Origin of the sequence: Gilliamella sp. Choc5-1, from assembly GCF_001690595.1 — a bacterium.
Classification (GTDB): Bacteria; Pseudomonadota; Gammaproteobacteria; order Enterobacterales; family Orbaceae; genus Gilliamella; species Gilliamella apicola_M.
Window position 1 is genome coordinate 79,072 of sequence record NZ_LZHH01000116.1, and the last position, 16,300, is coordinate 95,371.

Sequence of the window (16,300 nt, forward strand, 5' to 3'; positions counted from 1 at the left end):
CATAGTAAGGATTAGAACGTTACCATTAACTTACGATATTCATCGTAAGCAAAATGGTCTGTCATACCACTAATATAATCTTGTAATAAGCGACATCGATAGTAAAATTCCATACAAGCAAAATTCGCTTCGTTTGAATTTAATTTACTAATTGCTTGCTTATAAGCTGCACAATGTTTTGAAGATAATTTATGATATAAGCGTGTTTCAATGGGATAGTGCTTGTGATATTCGTTATCAACTAATTTTAAAAAATCATCTGTCGGCATAGCAAGCAACGGACTATAAATATCAAGCAATCCACTAATAATTCGATATCCTTGCAGTTCAATATTTTCGACCGATTCATGATTAAACACATGTTCAAAGCCAACTGTTTTAAAAATATTAAGCAATTTATATTCTGTACTATGATCTTCAAGTAAGGCATGGTTAAACGAACCATGATAAATTGCTTCTATATTTTCAATAAAACGTTCAGCGGCATGTGGCACCAGTTTGCTAATAGCGTTGACTCGTAAATACATAAAAAATTGGTCAATACCAATAGCATTAAATTCATTCTGTTTTAAATTTTCGTAAGGGCGGTTGACAACAAGATCAAACAAATCACCTTTTTTAAAAGGTCCCCATGCATCGGCTAGATAGGTGTAAAGCTGTTTTACAGTTAAAATCTTCTTCTCAACGGCATCTTCAAGATCAGCAATACAATATGAGATATCATCAGCGGCCTCCATAATATAGGTTAACGGGTAACGATGAAACTGTTTGATATCAAGTTGTTTAGATAACGCTTTTACAAATGGCTCTTCTGATAAATAATAACCTGGTTTTTTCATTAAATAAGAAAATTCAGGTGGTATCAGTTTAGACCAATAAGCAGGTTTAGAATATTTAAGAATTGAGGCAATTTGTGAATAAGTTAAATTAAGGCGTAATATGGAATGAACTAAACGAATTGCTTGAGCATTACCTTCAAAATTTGCTAAATCTTGACGGATTTTAGTTTTAAGTTTTTTAATTTCATCATCATCATTAATGTGTATTTTTAACGCAGGATAAATGGTGTCGTTTTCAAGCCCTAATCGTAAATTAAACCATTGATTAATAGCTGCTTCACCAAAATGACCAAACGGTGGATTGCCTATATCGTGCATTAAGCAAGCCATTTCAACAAGACTTTCAATCGCCATTACGCAATTATCAAGCCCGTATTTTTTTAATTTTCCTATTTTACCAAGGCGGTTGATAATTTCTTTAACAATGTAACGACCTACTTGTTGAACTTCCATAGAATGAGTAAGCCGTGTTCTGACCACTGAGTTACGTTCTAATGGAAAGACTTGCGTTTTTTGTTGAAGACGACGAATAGCAGCTGAATTTATAATACGCCCACGATCACTTTCAAAACAACGCACTATTGAATACTCATCAGATAGTGCTTCACGCTGTTTGCTAGCATAGCGTTGATAATTGATTTTTTGGTTAAAGTTGATCATAGTTCTATCTCTAATTTTATCGCTCTTAATTGGTTTAAATTGCTAAATTGTTGTAATTTTTGTTTGCGCCCACTCAATGCTATTTTGATAATTGCTAGGTAATAGCGGTTTTAGATCCTCTAACGCTTTTAATAATTTACTAGGTTGGTTATGAGTCAAGTTTAAATGCCCAACTTTACGCCCTATTCTTACTTCTTTTTGATACCAATGTAGATGCACCAAATCAATAGATAACCAACTAAGATTTAATTCTGTTCCAATCAGGTTAACCATAACCGATGGTGCAAATACATCGGGCTTAGGAAGTGGCAAACCAAGTATTGCACGAAGATGTAGCTCAAATTGACTTATAGAAGCACCATTTTGTGTCCAGTGACCGCTATTATGTACTCGCGGAGCCAGTTCGTTAATTAGTAATTTATCCCCCACAATAAAGCATTCCATCGCCATTACACCAATATAATTTAATTTGTGCATAATAGAGGCTAGCATTTTTTCGGCTTGTGTTTGCAATAAAGGAGATTGGTTTGGTAGCGCAACACTCATTTTTAAAATGCCATCTTGGTGCAAATTGTTGGTAAGTGGGTAAAATACCGTTTCACCTTTTGCATTACGTGCTCCCACTAATGACATCTCTTTTTCAAATAAGATAGCTTGCTCAACAATTGCATTCTGATAAATATCGTCTGGCACCGTAATTAGGTCATTAATAGCTATACGCCATTGACCTCGCCCATCATAACCACCAGTTCGACGTTTAACAATTAATCGATCGCCAAGTTCAGTAAATAACCTTGACCAATCTTGAGGGTGATCAAGCGAAAACCATTTCGCTGTCGGTAAACCAAGTTCGTCAAGTAGCTGTTTTTGCGTTAAACGGTCGGCAATAATCGGAAAGACATCTCGATTAACAAAATGCGGATGTTTAGCTAAAATCTGTGTAAACGTAGTATCTGACCATCGTTCAATTTCGGCAGTTATTACTGACTGTTGATATGGAATAGTAACAGGATCAGCATCTAACCCAACAGGATAGACTTTAATACCTAGCGGTTCTCCTGCTTGTTTAAGCATTCGCCCTAGTTGACCATTACCTAATACACAAACAGATTGAGTTTTCATATTATGCATCCACTCTTGGATCTGGGTGATTCAACACTTCATCAGTTTGAGTTAATCGCCATATTGATAAACGTTGATAAATATCTTGATCGTGTAAAGCAAGAATTTGCGCAGCAAGTAATGCTGCATTAGCCGCACCAGCTTTACCTATAGCTAAAGTGCCAACAGGAATACCCTTAGGCATTTGAACAATAGAATAAAGACTATCAACACCACTTAATGCGGCACTTTGCACCGGAACACCCAACACAGGAACAAGCGTTTTAGCGGCTAACATGCCAGGTAAATGAGCGGCACCTCCAGCACCTGCAATAATCACATTAAATCCTTGCTGAGAAGCATTTTCAGCAAAACGAAATAATTTATCGGGGGTACGATGAGCAGAAACGATTTCAACATGATAAGGAATTGTTAACGCATCAAGAATATCAGCTGCGTGTTGCATAGTAGTCCAATCGCTTTTGGAACCCATTACAATGGCAATTCTAGGTTGAGTATGCATAGCAAATATATGAATAATTAAAATGAGATGTATGCGAAGTATACACTAAAATTTAGTTAATGGGTCTTTAAATTCCATAAAATTACTCACATATGAAAGCAAAAAGCCCAACTATTTCAGTGAGCTTAAATTCTATGCGCTAAAAACTGCATCTTAGACACTTGACTATTTAAACATTCAAGTGTTTATTGTGTTCTTCAAGCTTTTCGTGTTGCTGTAATTTGAAGATCCACCCCTAATGCATGAATAATTTTGAGCATAGAGTCAAATCTAGTTTTTTAGCTGATAATGTTTTATATAGGGTCAATGTAAATATTTATTAGCATTTTTAATCTAGCCATTTACTGGCTTGAGCGTATCAAGATTTAGTTTTAATGATTTTGCTGTTTGATTCATTTCTGACTCTCCTTTTTACGTTATAAAATAACTTAAATGTCAGATAAAATAAAGACTATTATGTTTTTACTTAAAAACAAACAGTAAATTAGAAAATCTTTATTTGTCAGCATTAACCATGATTTTTTACTTAAATATGGTGCTTTCCTGAAACTTTTTGACAAAAATGGTACTGTCTTTATTAGTCATGATAAGATCATAAATAATATTAACTATTATTTGGATTAGATAAATTATTTAATATAGATATAAAAAAAGCAGCACCAATTAAGTACTGCTTTTTCTTTTATTGAATTTTTTAGAATTATTAGAATGAGTAGTTCAAACCAATTTGTGCACCAAGTTGATGATAGTTATTGCTACCAAATCGGTTATTTAATTGAGCATAACTACTGAGTGATTTAGTTAAATTACCGTTCACACCCACTTTTAATTCCATATAGTTTTTATTTACGTCTGATTCAACATGTTTACCGTTGATTTTTACTTCCGGTGAAGAAGAATCATACAACCAGTTAGCTTCTATAAATGGTAATACACCATAACCTTCTTTAGTACTTTGACCATAAAATCTTGCACCAAGGCGCATTTGCATACCATCACCATTAATATTACTTACCACACCTTGTTTACCTAACTTAAAGTTATGGCTGTCTGACCAAGTATAGCCTAACTGTGCATGTGGCTCAAGTAACCAATTTTTATCTACACCTTCGTGAAGAACTAAACCATAACCGGCTTCAGATGATACGGTAATTGCCTTACCATTATAATCGTTTGAGAAGTGTCTTAATGCCGATAAATGCGTTGAGGTTTTGTTTTTAAACCAACTGTATTGAGCCCATGTGTCAACATATAAACCTGCACCATTTTCTTGCTCATTCCAGTTACCATAAATTCCTAAGTTGTAGCCTGTAACGCTTCCATCCCCTTTACGTACACTGTGTTTTTGGTTGGTGTCAGTTGAACTATGACCATAACCACCATAAACACCAACTTTGTATTGTTGTTCTGATAATAAATCAACACCCATTTCTAGTACTGAGGTTCGAATGTTTACAGATTGTTTGCCTCCAAATAAATCACTTTGTGTGCGATTATATTTGTAACTCATCCAAACATTCGATTCTGGTACATAAATTGATGTATCTCTATCATGTGCACTGTGACGGAACATATTTAATGCCGCCATCTGATTGGCAAATACAGAACCTGCCACTGGTGATTTACGGACATTTGAAAATGCATTGGTGTATTTTATTACTAAATGGCCATTCTCATCCTTACCAACTATGTAATCAAAGGCGCTATCTGGTTTTTCAATAACGTTCCATTCAGCTTCGTCATTTCCATTAACATCAATAAAATCGGTAATTTCACCTTTATCGATATTTTTACTATTGATTTCTACAATATTGATATCTGTTTTACCACTTGCATTACCTTTTACCACCATTTTGTCTGATGTTTCTTTTTCAAGATCAGTATAAATATTTAGTTTGCCATTATCACCATGGTAATCACCATCAACGGTTAATACTGTATCTGCCGAGTTTTTACCTAAATCAATAGTACCACCATTAACTACATTGCCCACTGTTTGATTATAATCATTTAAATTTAGTGAACCATCTTTACCAATATTATAATCAGAATCAGGGCTAAAGACATTTTCACCATTTGCATTCCAAGAACCACCGGTTATATTGGTTTTGCCTTTATAAGTATGTTTACCATTAACAAAGTTATCACCTGAAACAACGTTAACTTGACCCTCACCGCTTATATCCCATGATACTTGGTAATCGCCATCAGTATGATTGAAATTTAACTGACCGTCATCCTCTAAATTGATGATAGGAGTATCAATCGTACCGGCTTTTTCCGCTTCTTTACCAATAGCTCCACCGATATTTACTGCACCATTTTTTCCGATAAGTATACCTTCATTATCACCATTTGCATCGGCTTTGACTTTCATGGTTGCATTATTAGAGACAGTTATCTCACTTGTTAAATCAGTTTTGGTGTGATTAAACACTTTTACTTTTTTCGTGGCATTTAATTGTGAACCTTCACCATCAACTAAAATTTTACCATGTCTAACAATTAATTCTTTATAAGCGTCTCCATCTTCAACATTCAGACTTCCGCCGTTAGTAATATTGATTTCACCATAACCTTTCTTATTTGTATTTTGAGTTCCAAGCCTCAGACCTGTAGAATTGAAAGCCGAGCCTTGGCCATCAATATTTATAATTGCATTTCCATCTTCATTACCTATAAATGTACCTCTAGAAGAATTAACGACACCTCCATCAAGTATATTAACTACAGCATTACCATCATTAGCTATACTTATATCATGACGTTGACTTAATACACTACCGTTACCAGATACAGTTACTTTTGCATTAGAGCTACTATCATACGCAATACTCGTTGAAGCCCATCCTGTATTTGTAAAAGTGCCGCCGTTTGTGATTAAAATATCAGCATCACCCCCCCCCCCTAAATAAATACTACCCACAGCACTGGTAAGATGCCCATTATCAAGTATTAACTGACCTGAACTACCTTCATTTTTTCCTACCATGATTCTCTTTGTTGTAAGTGAACCTTGATCACTAATAGTCAAGCTTCCTGTACCATCCATACCTACAAAATATTCATCAGTGCTAACCCCGCCTTGAATGGTTCCAGAGCCGTCACCTTTTATTGTTTCATTTGATTCTATCGGTATTATTGCCGCTAAAGCACCACCTGCAATAAATGTTGATATAGCTCCTGCTACAGCTGTTTTAATTAGTAAAGATTTTGCTTTTTTCCCTTTACCTTTAGCTAGTTCAGATACAGCTAGACATTCTCCTTGCTGATTTTTTATAACTCCATAAATTTTATTCATTAAAAATTTTCCCTTTTCTATTGTTAAACCTAAATATAATTCGTGATAACAGTAAGAATTATACTACTAGTAGTATCGATCGAATTGGTAAATTAATCAACATTTGATTGATCGATATTAACTTTGATTATAAAAGATTAGTATCATCAAATTTTTAATTTAAAGGTGGTTTAATAGTTAATAGTCTTTACTTAACCTGACATTTAAGTTATTTCATAACGTAATAAGGTGAGTCAGAAATGAATCAAACCGCCAAAATCATTAAACCTAAATTAGGACTTTTAGAATTAGCTAAGCAACTCGGTAACGTTCAATAAGCTTGCAAAGTCATGGGATACAGTCGAGATAGTTATTATCGCTTTAAAAAACTGTATGAGCAAGGGGGTGAGTTTGCACTTCAAGAAATCAGTCGTAAAAAGCCTATCGAAAAAAATCGGGTAGAGCCACATATAGAACAAGCCGTTGTCAATATGGCCTATGAATATCTAGCTTATGGACAGCATAAAGTTACCAATCAACTCCGTCGGGTTATTTATGTGCACAAGATACCTATTACGTAGGGCATATTAAAGGCATAGGGAAAATATACCAACAAACATTTATTGATACCTATTCCAGACTCGCTTTTGCTAAAGTCTATACCGAGAAAAACAGTCTGATTGCTGCCGATATGCTCAATGATAAAGTCCTTCCTTTCTTTGACAGCGAACAAGTGCCGCTGTTACGCATTCTTACAGACCGAGGTACGGAATATAATGTCCATAAGGAGAGCCATGCTTATGAGCTTTATCTTAATCTAGAAGATATTGAACACACCAAGACCAAAGCCTACAGCCCACAAACAAACGGTATTTGTGAGCGATTCCATAAGACGATGAAAACAGAATGTTATGATATTTTATTTCGGCGTAAGATTTACACGCAATTGAGTGAAATACAAAACGATATTGAGCAATGGCTTGAATTTTACAATCGAGAAAGAGCGCATTCAGGAAAATATTTTTATGGGAAGACACCATGGCAAACATGGAATGATGCAAAGAGGTTGGTTAAGGAAAAGCAATTGGAGAATTTATTTTGCTCATCAGACACGCATTTTGTTAAAATAAAAGCCGATGAGTAATATGTGTCTGTCAGATTAAGTTTGATCCACTACAATTCTTAATTATTGTGACATTTTACGACTCCTTGTCTATCACGATTTTTACATGAAATCGATTCCAATAACTTGAAGTGCCCACTATCATCAATTTTATAATGTCTCCATTTTTCAATACGTTGTGTTTCGTCACTACCAACATTATTTAATAACCAAACATTCTTAAAATTTTTATCAATATTCAAAAATATTTCGAAATCAAACTCTCCATGCTGCTTTTTAGTTAAATTGTATCAATATTCTCCTCTTTGATATATCTCTTTCTTTTTGTTAAATAAAGTGTCACTAACTTTACCAAAGTATTGACCTAATTCGTTTAAATCACACTCATTGGCAAAGTAAGAATTATAATAAGATCCATCATCGGGAAAATCACACTTCTTATTCATATCCTCTACAATTTTTTTATTTGTCAACATGGGATGACCAAACCAACTAAATTCCCGATTTGGTATCTTATAATTAAATCCTCAATAAGTTATGGGCGATTCATTATTTTTTTTCAATTGCTTCGAAAATATTATTAAGTGATCTGACTTAGTTAGAAAAACAAAATAATTATCGATCTCTATTAAATCAGTTAAACCCGCTTTCAAGCATAAATTATCGTCATGATTATTAGGAAAGTTTATTGCCGCAAATTGATCTCCTAAAAGGATCCCTTCTTCTGAGAAAATTTTTTTATATTTTTCTACTTTTTCTGGAGTTTTCCAATAAGATAAAGGTGTAGTAAGACTTGCTGATGTTTCATAGTGGATAAGACAAATTTTATCAACTATAAGATCTCCATCAATTAATATTAGTTTAATTCGCGAATAATTTTCTGTTAAAAATTGTCTGTCATAATCTAATTCATTACCAAAAACAGAATTTTTGGAAACTTTATAATAATCCCAAATATCCGGTGATTCATTTGAATGTACATTTCCTACAGAAAAAATAAAAAATACAATAAAAGTTAAAAAAATTTTTTTCATTTCACATTATCCTGCTAATTTAAATTTTCGAATTGTCCTATTACTTTAATATGTAGTAGCTCAAACTTAATCTGACAGACACATATTACTCATCGGCTTTCATTTTAACAAAATGCGTGCCCGATGAGCAAAATAAATTCTCCAATTGCGTTTCCTTAACCAACCCCTTTGCATCATTCCATGTTTGCCATGGTGTCTTCCCATAACAATATTTTCCTGAATGCGCTCTTTCTCGATTGTAAAATTCAAGCCATTGCTCAATATCGTTTTGTATTTCACTCAATTGCGTGTAAATCTTACGCCGAAATAAAATATCATAACATTCTGTTTTCATCGTCTTATGGAATCGCTCACAAATACCGTTTGTTTGTGGGATGTAGGCTTTGGTCTTGGTGTGTTCAATATCTTCTAGATTAAGATAAAGCTCATAAGCATGGCTCTCCTTATGGCCATTATATTCCGTACCTCGGTCGGTAAGAATGCGTAAAAGTGGCACTTGTTCGCTGTCAAAGAAAGGAAGGACTTTATCATTGAGCATATCGGCAGCTGGATCGGCTACACTAAGTAGTACCAGTTTTATAAGGTCATTGTTATGATAAACTAAAAAATAAGAGAAGGTAACAACAATGGCAGTCGATTCATCACGAAGAGCAAAACGTAGCTTTACTAACGAGTTCAAAAAACAAATGGTCATACCACTACTTTAATTTATAAAAATCAGACGGCTTTTAGGTCATTTATATCTATTCGTAACCAGTTAAAAGGTTTAGAGAATTCATCAAATGACGAAACTAATTCGGTATCTTCATAGGTTTCAATATCTTCTACTTTTAATAAATCCATACATTTTTTATTTGCTGTCATCAATGGAAAATCTGGACCTGCAATAAACATTGGATGTTCATGAATAAGTAAAAAGATGGCTTTTTCTAACGCTGGATGATCAGAAGGTTTAATAATTTCAATCGACTCTATTATTTCCTTGCTGCTCTCTTTGAAGGATAGATATAAGGTACAATGATTGCATATAATCATATCTTCATAAACTTCATCACCATAATCTAATAAATATTCTTCGTCATCTTTTTTAGTACAATACGGGCTGAACGCATTTAAAACAATATCTTGTGTAACACTGTCATCCATTGCAATGATACTATATTCTATTCCCATGAATCTCTCCTTAAATAGTTATAATTCAAATAAAATATTTACACACTATAAGTATAACAACACAGTTAAATAAAAATAGTAAGTTGTTTGCGTATCTATTCTACCGTTACTGATTTTGCTAAATTACGAGGCTGATCGACATCGGTTCCTTTGATCAAAGCAACATGATACGCAAGTAGTTGTGTAGGTACTGTGTAATATATTGGTGCAGTAAGTTCTTCAATATGGGGTAGGTTTATAATGTGCATGGTGTCATCACTAACAAATTCCGAATCTTCTTGGGCAAAAACATACAGTTGACCGCCACGCGCTCGAACTTCTTCTATATTAGATTTTAATTTTTCTAGCATTTCGTTGGTTGGTGCCATAACAATCACTGGCATATCAGCATCAATTAATGCAAGTGGACCATGTTTGAGTTCACCAGCAGCATAGGCTTCAGCGTGAATATAAGATATTTCTTTGAGCTTTAGCGAAGCTTCCATAGCGATTGGATACTCATCACCTCGACCTAAGAATAGCGCATGATGTTTATCCACAAAATGACTAGCTAGTTTTTTTATTTGAGGTTCTGCTGTGAGCACCTGTTCAATGCGGTTTGGTAGGACTTGTAGTGCATGCACAATAGCTTGCTCAGTACTTTCAGCCATATTATTTATGCGTCCTAATTTAGCAACTAGTAGCAATAAAACCGTTAATTGTGTGGTAAAGGCTTTAGTTGACGCAACACCGATTTCAACCCCCGCCTTGGTTAATAGAACTAAATCTGCTTCGCGCACTAGTGTTGAGGCAGCCACATTACAGATAGCAAGGGTGCTTAGGTAATTATTTTCTTTGGCTAATCGCAATGCAGCGAGTGTGTCAGCCGTTTCACCAGATTGTGAAAGGGTGATAAATAAGCTATTTTTGCGACGAGCTGGATTTCGATAACGGAATTCTGATGCAATCTCGACATCACAAGGAATTCCTGCTAAAGCTTCAAACCAATAACGTGCAACCATACCTGCATTATAAGCAGTACCACAGGCAACAATTTGAACATGCTCAACCTGTTTAAGGATGGCTTTGGCTTCATCACCAAGTTCGGACAAATCAACTTTACCATGTACCATGCGACCTTCAAGCGTATTTTTTATTGCATTAGGTTGTTCGTAGATCTCTTTTTGCATGTAATGGCTGTAGCCTGCTTTACTACCCGCATCATACTTTGCATCAGATTCTAAACATGGTCTTGCTACTTTTTGATGATTTTTGTCTAAGATTGTTACTTTTCGGTGAGTGATAAGTGCGATATCACCTTCTTCCAAATAGATGAATTGGCGAGTGACGGGTAATAGTGCTAATTGATCGGATGCGATAAAGTTCTCTCCTACGCCACAACCTATAACTAAAGGACTGCCTGAACGTGCCGCAACCAGTATATCTGGATTGCGAGTGTCTATAATGACTGTACCGTAAGCCCCTCGTAGTTGTGGAATAGCTTTTTGTACAGCGTCAAATAAGGAACAATCTTCTGTTGATATAATGTTATGAATTAAGTGGGCAATAACTTCAGTATCCGTTTCTGAACGAAATTGATAACCTTTGGCGATCAGCTTTTCACGTAGTGGTTCAAAATTTTCGATAATTCCATTATGCACAACGGCAATAAAACCAGATACATGTGGATGAGCATTGTGTTCAGCTGGTTCACCATGAGTTGCCCAGCGAGTATGAGCAATTCCTGTAGATCCTTCTAGTGGATGCTGTTCAATGGCATCTTTAAGTGCTTGTACTTTGCCAACACGACGAACGCGTTGTAATTCACCTTGTGGTGAAATAATTGCCAGTCCTGCTGAGTCATAACCACGATATTCTAATCGTTTTAAACCTTCTAATAATATTTCAGCAACATCACGTTTGGCGATAGCACCTACAATTCCACACATATCTTATTCCTCGTTAGTTAGCTTTGTTGGTCGTTTCCAACCAGCAAGTTGTTTTTGTTTTACTCGGCTTACGACCAATTCGTTCTCATTCACATTATTGGTAACCGTTGTCCCTGCTGCAATAGTTGCCCCTTTACCCACTTTTACAGGTGCAATTAATTGCGTATCAGAACCGACAAACACATCATCTTCAATAATAGTTTTAAATTTATTTGCACCGTCATAATTACAAGTGATGGTGCCTGCACCTATGTTGACGTTACTACCAATTTCGCTATCGCCAAGATAGCTTAAGTGTCCGGCTTTGCTTGCTTGGCCTAGATGTGCTTTTTTTAATTCAACAAAGTTGCCAACATGGGCTTGTTCATCAAGCTGTGAACCAGGTCGTAGACGGGCGAAAGGTCCGATAGTGCACTGTTTAGCGATAGTTGAATCTTCAATAATGCTATACGGACTGATTGTTGAATTGTCATCAATTGAGCAATTTCTTAAGACACAGCCTGCACCAATAAATACGTTATTGCCTAGTTTGACATTTCCTTCAATAATTACATTACAATCAATCGTAACATCTTTACCATGCGATAGTGTGCCTCGTAAGTCAAAGCGATTTGGATCAAGCAGTGTTACACCAGCTAGTAATAAATTTTGAGCTTGCAGATGTTGATATTGTCTTTCTAACATTGCCAATTGTAGGCGATTATTAACACCTTCAACTTCAAATTGTTGAACTGGGTGCGAGGTTAAGATTTTATAACCATCTTGGTAAGCAAAAGCAATAATATCGGTTAAGTAGAACTCTTTTTGCGCATTATTATTGGTTAAACGTAGTAACCAACTTTTCAATAATTTTCCGTTAACTAACATTATGCCAGTGTTAATTTCATTGATTTTTTGTTGTTCTGGTGTAGCATCTTTTTGTTCAATAATAGCAACAACTTTGCCATTTTTGCGTTCTATTCGACCATAACCTGTTGGATCTTCAAGAATAACAGTTAATAAAGCGATGCCTTGCTGGGGTTTACTGGCAATTAAAGTTTGTAGTGTTTGAACCGATATAAGGGGCGTGTCGCCATATAAAATTAAGATATCTTCGTCATCTTGAATGTAAGGGATAGCTTGTTGCACAGCATGACCAGTACCTAGTTGTTCAGCTTGATATACCAGTTGCACATGTTGCTCTTTAAGCGCATCTTTAAGCTGTTGTTTGCCATGTCCATAAACAATATTGATGCGATTTGTATTAAGTTGTTGAACTGTATCAATCACATGTTGTAACATCGGCTTGGCGCCAATTTTATGTAAAACTTTAGGTAGGTTGGAATGCATCCGTGTGCCTTTTCCTGCCGCCAAAATAATTGCACTTAGCTTTGGTGGTGAAATTGCCATAATTGGTTCCGATTTGATTGAATTAGTGTAACACTATAATCAAAATTTTTAATGAAATCATCCCCAATCTTTTAATTTTTATCATAAAAAAAGTAAAATTGATATTTACCCAAGAGTTTAACAAAAGAGGCAGCAAGTTATGAATTCCGCTATAAAAGTTTTATTACTCTATACCACACATGAAAAACAGACATTTAAGATTATGCAACGTATAAAAACACGACTTAATGGTCGATGTGATTGTGATGTTATTGAACTGTTACCTGATACTAAAATCGATTTGACGCAATACCAAGCAGCCTTATTGGGAAGTTCGATTCGTTATGGATTTTATAGCAAAGTGATGAAAGTATTTATCGATAAGAATTATCAGCAGTTAAATAGTATGAAGTCTGGATTTTTTGGGGTAAATATGGTTGCGAGGAAACCCAATAAAAATACACCAGAAACAAATTTATATACCAAAAAGTTTTTAGCTAAAATAGCATGGAAACCAGCTTTTATTGCTGTTTTTGCTGGCGCGCTTTATTATCCTCAATATAATTGGTTTGATCGCAATATGATCCGCTTTATTATGTGGTTAGGGAAAGGTGACACTGATGTAACAAAACCGGTTATTGAATATACAGATTGGGCAAAGGTAGATGAATTTGCTGAACAGTTTTATACTTAAACGTATAGTTACCGGAAACTTTTTTACAAATAACTTGATATTTTTCTAAAGATATCAAGTGTTCAACTTCTTTTAAAGAAACTTTGTGATATAGATCAACATTTCGGCTAAAAAGGTGTACAATACTGCGCCTATAGAATCTGTCTCCTAATTGGAATTTTAATTGTGATTGAAAATTTAAGAAATATTGCCATTATTGCTCACGTTGACCATGGTAAAACAACATTGGTTGATAAGTTATTAAAACAGTCAGGTACGCTAGATAATCTACGGGGTGACGATAACGAACGCATCATGGACTCTAATGCTCTCGAAAAAGAGCGTGGTATTACCATTTTAGCTAAAAATACCGCTATTGATTGGAATGGTTACCGAATTAATATCGTTGATACCCCAGGACATGCTGATTTTGGTGGTGAAGTTGAACGTGTTATGTCTATGGTTGATTCTGTATTATTGCTCGTTGATGCAATGGATGGACCAATGCCTCAAACACGTTTTGTAACGCAAAAAGCATTTGCTTATGGTTTAAAACCGATTGTGGTTATCAATAAAGTTGACCGCCCAGGTGCTCGCCCTGATTGGGTAGTTGACCAAGTATTTGATCTATTCGTTAATTTAGGGGCAACTGATGAACAGCTAGATTTCCCTATTGTTTATGCTTCTGCATTAATGGGTATTGCGGGCTTAGATCATGAAAATATGGCTGAAGATATGACGCCACTATTTGAAGCGATTGTTAAACATGTTGAACCACCAAAAGTGGATTTAGATGGTCCATTCCAAATGCAAATTTCTCAACTTGATTATAATAATTATGTTGGCGTTATTGGTATTGGTCGTATTAAACGTGGTCGTGTTAAACCAAATCAACAAGTGACTATAGTTGATAGTGAAGGTAACAAACGTACAGGTAAAGTAGGGCAAGTGCTAGGTCATTTAGGGCTGCAACGTTATGAAGCTGAAGTTGCCGAAGCTGGTGATATTATTGCATTAACTGGTCTTGGTGAACTCGGTATCTCTGACACGATTTGTGATAACAGTTGCGTTGAAGCTCTGCCGGCATTAACTGTTGATGAACCAACAGTAACTATGTTCTTTAATGTTAATAGCTCACCATTTGCTGGTAAAGAAGGTAAATATGTAACATCTCGACAAATTCTTGAGCGTTTAAATAAAGAGCTTGTACATAATGTTGCGTTGCGCGTTGAAGAAACTCCAGATCCAGATGCTTTTAGAGTATCGGGTCGTGGTGAATTGCATTTATCAGTACTAATTGAAAATATGCGCCGTGAAGGTTATGAGTTAGGTGTTTCTCGCCCTAAGGTTATTTTTAGAGAAATTGACGGTAAAAAACAAGAACCATTTGAACAAGTTACGCTTGATATTGAAGAACAGCATCAAGGTTCAGTAATGGAAGCCCTTGGTTTACGTAAAGGTGATCTAACAAACATGTTACCAGATGGTAAAGGTCGCGTACGTTTAGATTATGTAATTCCAAGCCGTGGACTTATCGGTTTCAGAACTGAATTTATGACTATGACTTCAGGTACAGGTTTACTTTATTCTACATTTAGTCATTATGATGATGTTCGCCCAGGCGAAATTGGTCAGCGTAATAATGGCGTAATGATTTCTAACGGTACAGGTAAAGCATTGGCTTATGCGTTATATGGTTTACAAGACCGTGGTAAGTTATTCCTAGGTCATGGTGCTGAAGTATATGAAGGGCAAATCATTGGTATACATACTCGTTCGAACGATTTAACTGTTAACTGCTTAACGGGTAAAAAATTAACTAATATGCGAGCATCAGGTACCGACGAAGCAACTACACTTTCACCACCAATTAAAATGTCATTGGAACAAGCTTTAGAGTTTATTGACGATGATGAATTAGTGGAAGTAACACCGTTATCTATCCGTCTTCGTAAACGTCATTTGACTGAAAATGACCGAAAGCGTGCATTTAGAAGTGGTAACAAAGACTAATTAATATTAGTTCTATCGTAATATTAAAACCTCGCTATTTAGCGAGGTCAGATTGATGACAAACCTCGATATAATTCGGGGTTTATTTTTTTATTTAAACCATAAACAGGATTTTTAATTTGGATTTTATTAAATAAATTAAAAAATGGCCTAAAAAAATAACAAAAATAGCTTTATCGCTATTTTCTTGATATTTTGAGCCGTTGCGGCCAATAAACACTGCATTTGAACCTGTGCTCTTCCCCTAAATCTTGCATAGCGATGTCCGTGGTGTTGTTTAGCATCAGCAAAACTGCGCTCTACGGTCTCTTTTCTCCGAGCATAGACTTTTTTACCCCACTGACTTAAACGAATCTCATTGGCTTTCTCTTTATCTGCTTCCCAGATATGGCGTGTGATGACTTTCTACTTATTTTTACTCTGTGTACACTGTGACAATAACGGACAGTGATAATGACAATAACCTTCTCTGCTGGTAGTTTTATATATTAATGATTGCCCGTTTGGGCAAGTATAAGTATCGGTTTGACTATTATAGATAAACTGCTTTTTTCTGATAGGATTCGCACCATGACTGGGACGACG

The 16,300-nt window shown here is 35.4% G+C and carries 11 protein-coding genes and 3 pseudogenes; 3 read left to right on the top strand and 11 right to left on the bottom strand.

Annotated features, from left to right (window positions below):
- Nucleotides 1–11: 11 nt before the first annotated feature.
- The 4 genes from dgt to A9G35_RS10730 all read right to left on the bottom strand — a co-directional run bounded on the left by dgt (nt 12) and on the right by A9G35_RS10730 (nt 6,424).
- Nucleotides 12–1,499 carry a dGTPase gene (dgt, locus tag A9G35_RS10715; RefSeq protein ID WP_065636853.1) on the bottom strand — a complete coding sequence of 496 codons (1,488 nt, stop codon included), beginning with the start codon at nt 1,497–1,499 and terminating at the stop codon, nt 12–14.
- A gap of 42 nt (nt 1,500–1,541) precedes the next feature.
- Nucleotides 1,542–2,621, bottom strand: coding sequence for a 5-(carboxyamino)imidazole ribonucleotide synthase (purK, locus tag A9G35_RS10720; protein ID WP_065636854.1), 1,080 nt, complete (start codon nt 2,619–2,621; stop codon nt 1,542–1,544).
- A gap of 1 nt (nt 2,622) precedes the next feature.
- Nucleotides 2,623–3,123 (bottom strand): 5-(carboxyamino)imidazole ribonucleotide mutase, encoded by a 501-nt coding sequence (gene purE, locus A9G35_RS10725; RefSeq protein ID WP_065636855.1) that lies wholly within the window; start codon nt 3,121–3,123, stop codon nt 2,623–2,625.
- A 703-nt stretch (nt 3,124–3,826) separates the two neighbouring features.
- Nucleotides 3,827–6,424 (bottom strand): autotransporter family protein, encoded by a 2,598-nt coding sequence (locus A9G35_RS10730; RefSeq protein WP_065636856.1) that lies wholly within the window; start codon nt 6,422–6,424, stop codon nt 3,827–3,829.
- Nucleotides 6,425–6,663: 239 nt separating this feature from the next.
- Here A9G35_RS10730 and A9G35_RS10735 point away from each other — a divergent pair.
- Nucleotides 6,664–7,547 (top strand): annotated as a pseudogene (locus A9G35_RS10735) (integrase core domain-containing protein).
- Between the two features lie 269 nt (nt 7,548–7,816).
- On the opposite strand, the gene A9G35_RS10745 reads toward A9G35_RS10735, so the two are convergent.
- The 6 genes and pseudogenes from A9G35_RS10745 to glmU form a co-directional block, all read right to left on the bottom strand.
- Entirely contained in the window at nt 7,817–8,002 is a 186-nt protein-coding gene (locus tag A9G35_RS10745; RefSeq protein WP_065636858.1) for a hypothetical protein, read from the bottom strand.
- A gap of 51 nt (nt 8,003–8,053) precedes the next feature.
- Nucleotides 8,054–8,560 (bottom strand): hypothetical protein, encoded by a 507-nt coding sequence (locus A9G35_RS10750; RefSeq protein WP_065636859.1) that lies wholly within the window; start codon nt 8,558–8,560, stop codon nt 8,054–8,056.
- A gap of 85 nt (nt 8,561–8,645) precedes the next feature.
- Nucleotides 8,646–9,107 (bottom strand): annotated as a pseudogene (locus A9G35_RS10755) (integrase core domain-containing protein); the annotation flags it as partial.
- A 170-nt stretch (nt 9,108–9,277) separates the two neighbouring features.
- Nucleotides 9,278–9,733 (bottom strand): hypothetical protein, encoded by a 456-nt coding sequence (locus A9G35_RS10760; RefSeq protein WP_065636861.1) that lies wholly within the window; start codon nt 9,731–9,733, stop codon nt 9,278–9,280.
- 95 nt (nt 9,734–9,828) lie between these two features.
- Nucleotides 9,829–11,661 carry a glutamine--fructose-6-phosphate transaminase (isomerizing) gene (gene glmS / locus A9G35_RS13290; protein ID WP_065636862.1) on the bottom strand — a complete coding sequence of 611 codons (1,833 nt, stop codon included), beginning with the start codon at nt 11,659–11,661 and terminating at the stop codon, nt 9,829–9,831.
- Nucleotides 11,662–11,664: 3 nt separating this feature from the next.
- Nucleotides 11,665–13,050 carry a bifunctional UDP-N-acetylglucosamine diphosphorylase/glucosamine-1-phosphate N-acetyltransferase GlmU gene (gene glmU, locus A9G35_RS13295; RefSeq protein WP_141671456.1) on the bottom strand — a complete coding sequence of 462 codons (1,386 nt, stop codon included), beginning with the start codon at nt 13,048–13,050 and terminating at the stop codon, nt 11,665–11,667.
- Nucleotides 13,051–13,189: 139 nt separating this feature from the next.
- Here glmU and hemG point away from each other — a divergent pair, with 139 nt between their 5' ends.
- Complete coding sequence (hemG, locus tag A9G35_RS10775; protein WP_081298007.1) at nt 13,190–13,723, top strand: menaquinone-dependent protoporphyrinogen IX dehydrogenase; 534 nt, start codon at nt 13,190–13,192, stop codon at nt 13,721–13,723.
- 165 nt (nt 13,724–13,888) lie between these two features.
- Nucleotides 13,889–15,715, top strand: coding sequence for a ribosome-dependent GTPase TypA (gene typA, locus A9G35_RS10780; RefSeq protein ID WP_065567901.1), 1,827 nt, complete (start codon nt 13,889–13,891; stop codon nt 15,713–15,715).
- Nucleotides 15,716–15,865: 150 nt separating this feature from the next.
- On the opposite strand, the pseudogene A9G35_RS12995 reads toward typA, so the two are convergent.
- A pseudogene (locus tag A9G35_RS12995) lies at nt 15,866–16,300 on the bottom strand (transposase); the annotation flags it as partial.

Bases quoted from the DNA above. Each gene is read 5' to 3' on its own strand.
- purK (WP_065636854.1), bottom strand. From the start codon at position 2,621: ATGAAAACTCAATCTGTTTGTGTATTAGGTAATGGTCAACTAGGGCGA.
- hemG (WP_081298007.1), top strand. From the start codon at position 13,190: ATGAATTCCGCTATAAAAGTTTTATTACTCTATACCACACATGAAAAA.
- dgt (WP_065636853.1), bottom strand. From the start codon at position 1,499: ATGATCAACTTTAACCAAAAAATCAATTATCAACGCTATGCTAGCAAA.
- glmS (WP_065636862.1), bottom strand. From the start codon at position 11,661: ATGTGTGGAATTGTAGGTGCTATCGCCAAACGTGATGTTGCTGAAATA.
- purE (WP_065636855.1), bottom strand. From the start codon at position 3,123: ATGCATACTCAACCTAGAATTGCCATTGTAATGGGTTCCAAAAGCGAT.
- A9G35_RS10750 (WP_065636859.1), bottom strand. From the start codon at position 8,560: ATGAAAAAAATTTTTTTAACTTTTATTGTATTTTTTATTTTTTCTGTA.
- A9G35_RS10730 (WP_065636856.1), bottom strand. From the start codon at position 6,424: ATGAATAAAATTTATGGAGTTATAAAAAATCAGCAAGGAGAATGTCTA.
- A9G35_RS10760 (WP_065636861.1), bottom strand. From the start codon at position 9,733: ATGGGAATAGAATATAGTATCATTGCAATGGATGACAGTGTTACACAA.
- A9G35_RS10745 (WP_065636858.1), bottom strand. From the start codon at position 8,002: ATGTTGACAAATAAAAAAATTGTAGAGGATATGAATAAGAAGTGTGAT.
- glmU (WP_141671456.1), bottom strand. From the start codon at position 13,050: ATGGCAATTTCACCACCAAAGCTAAGTGCAATTATTTTGGCGGCAGGA.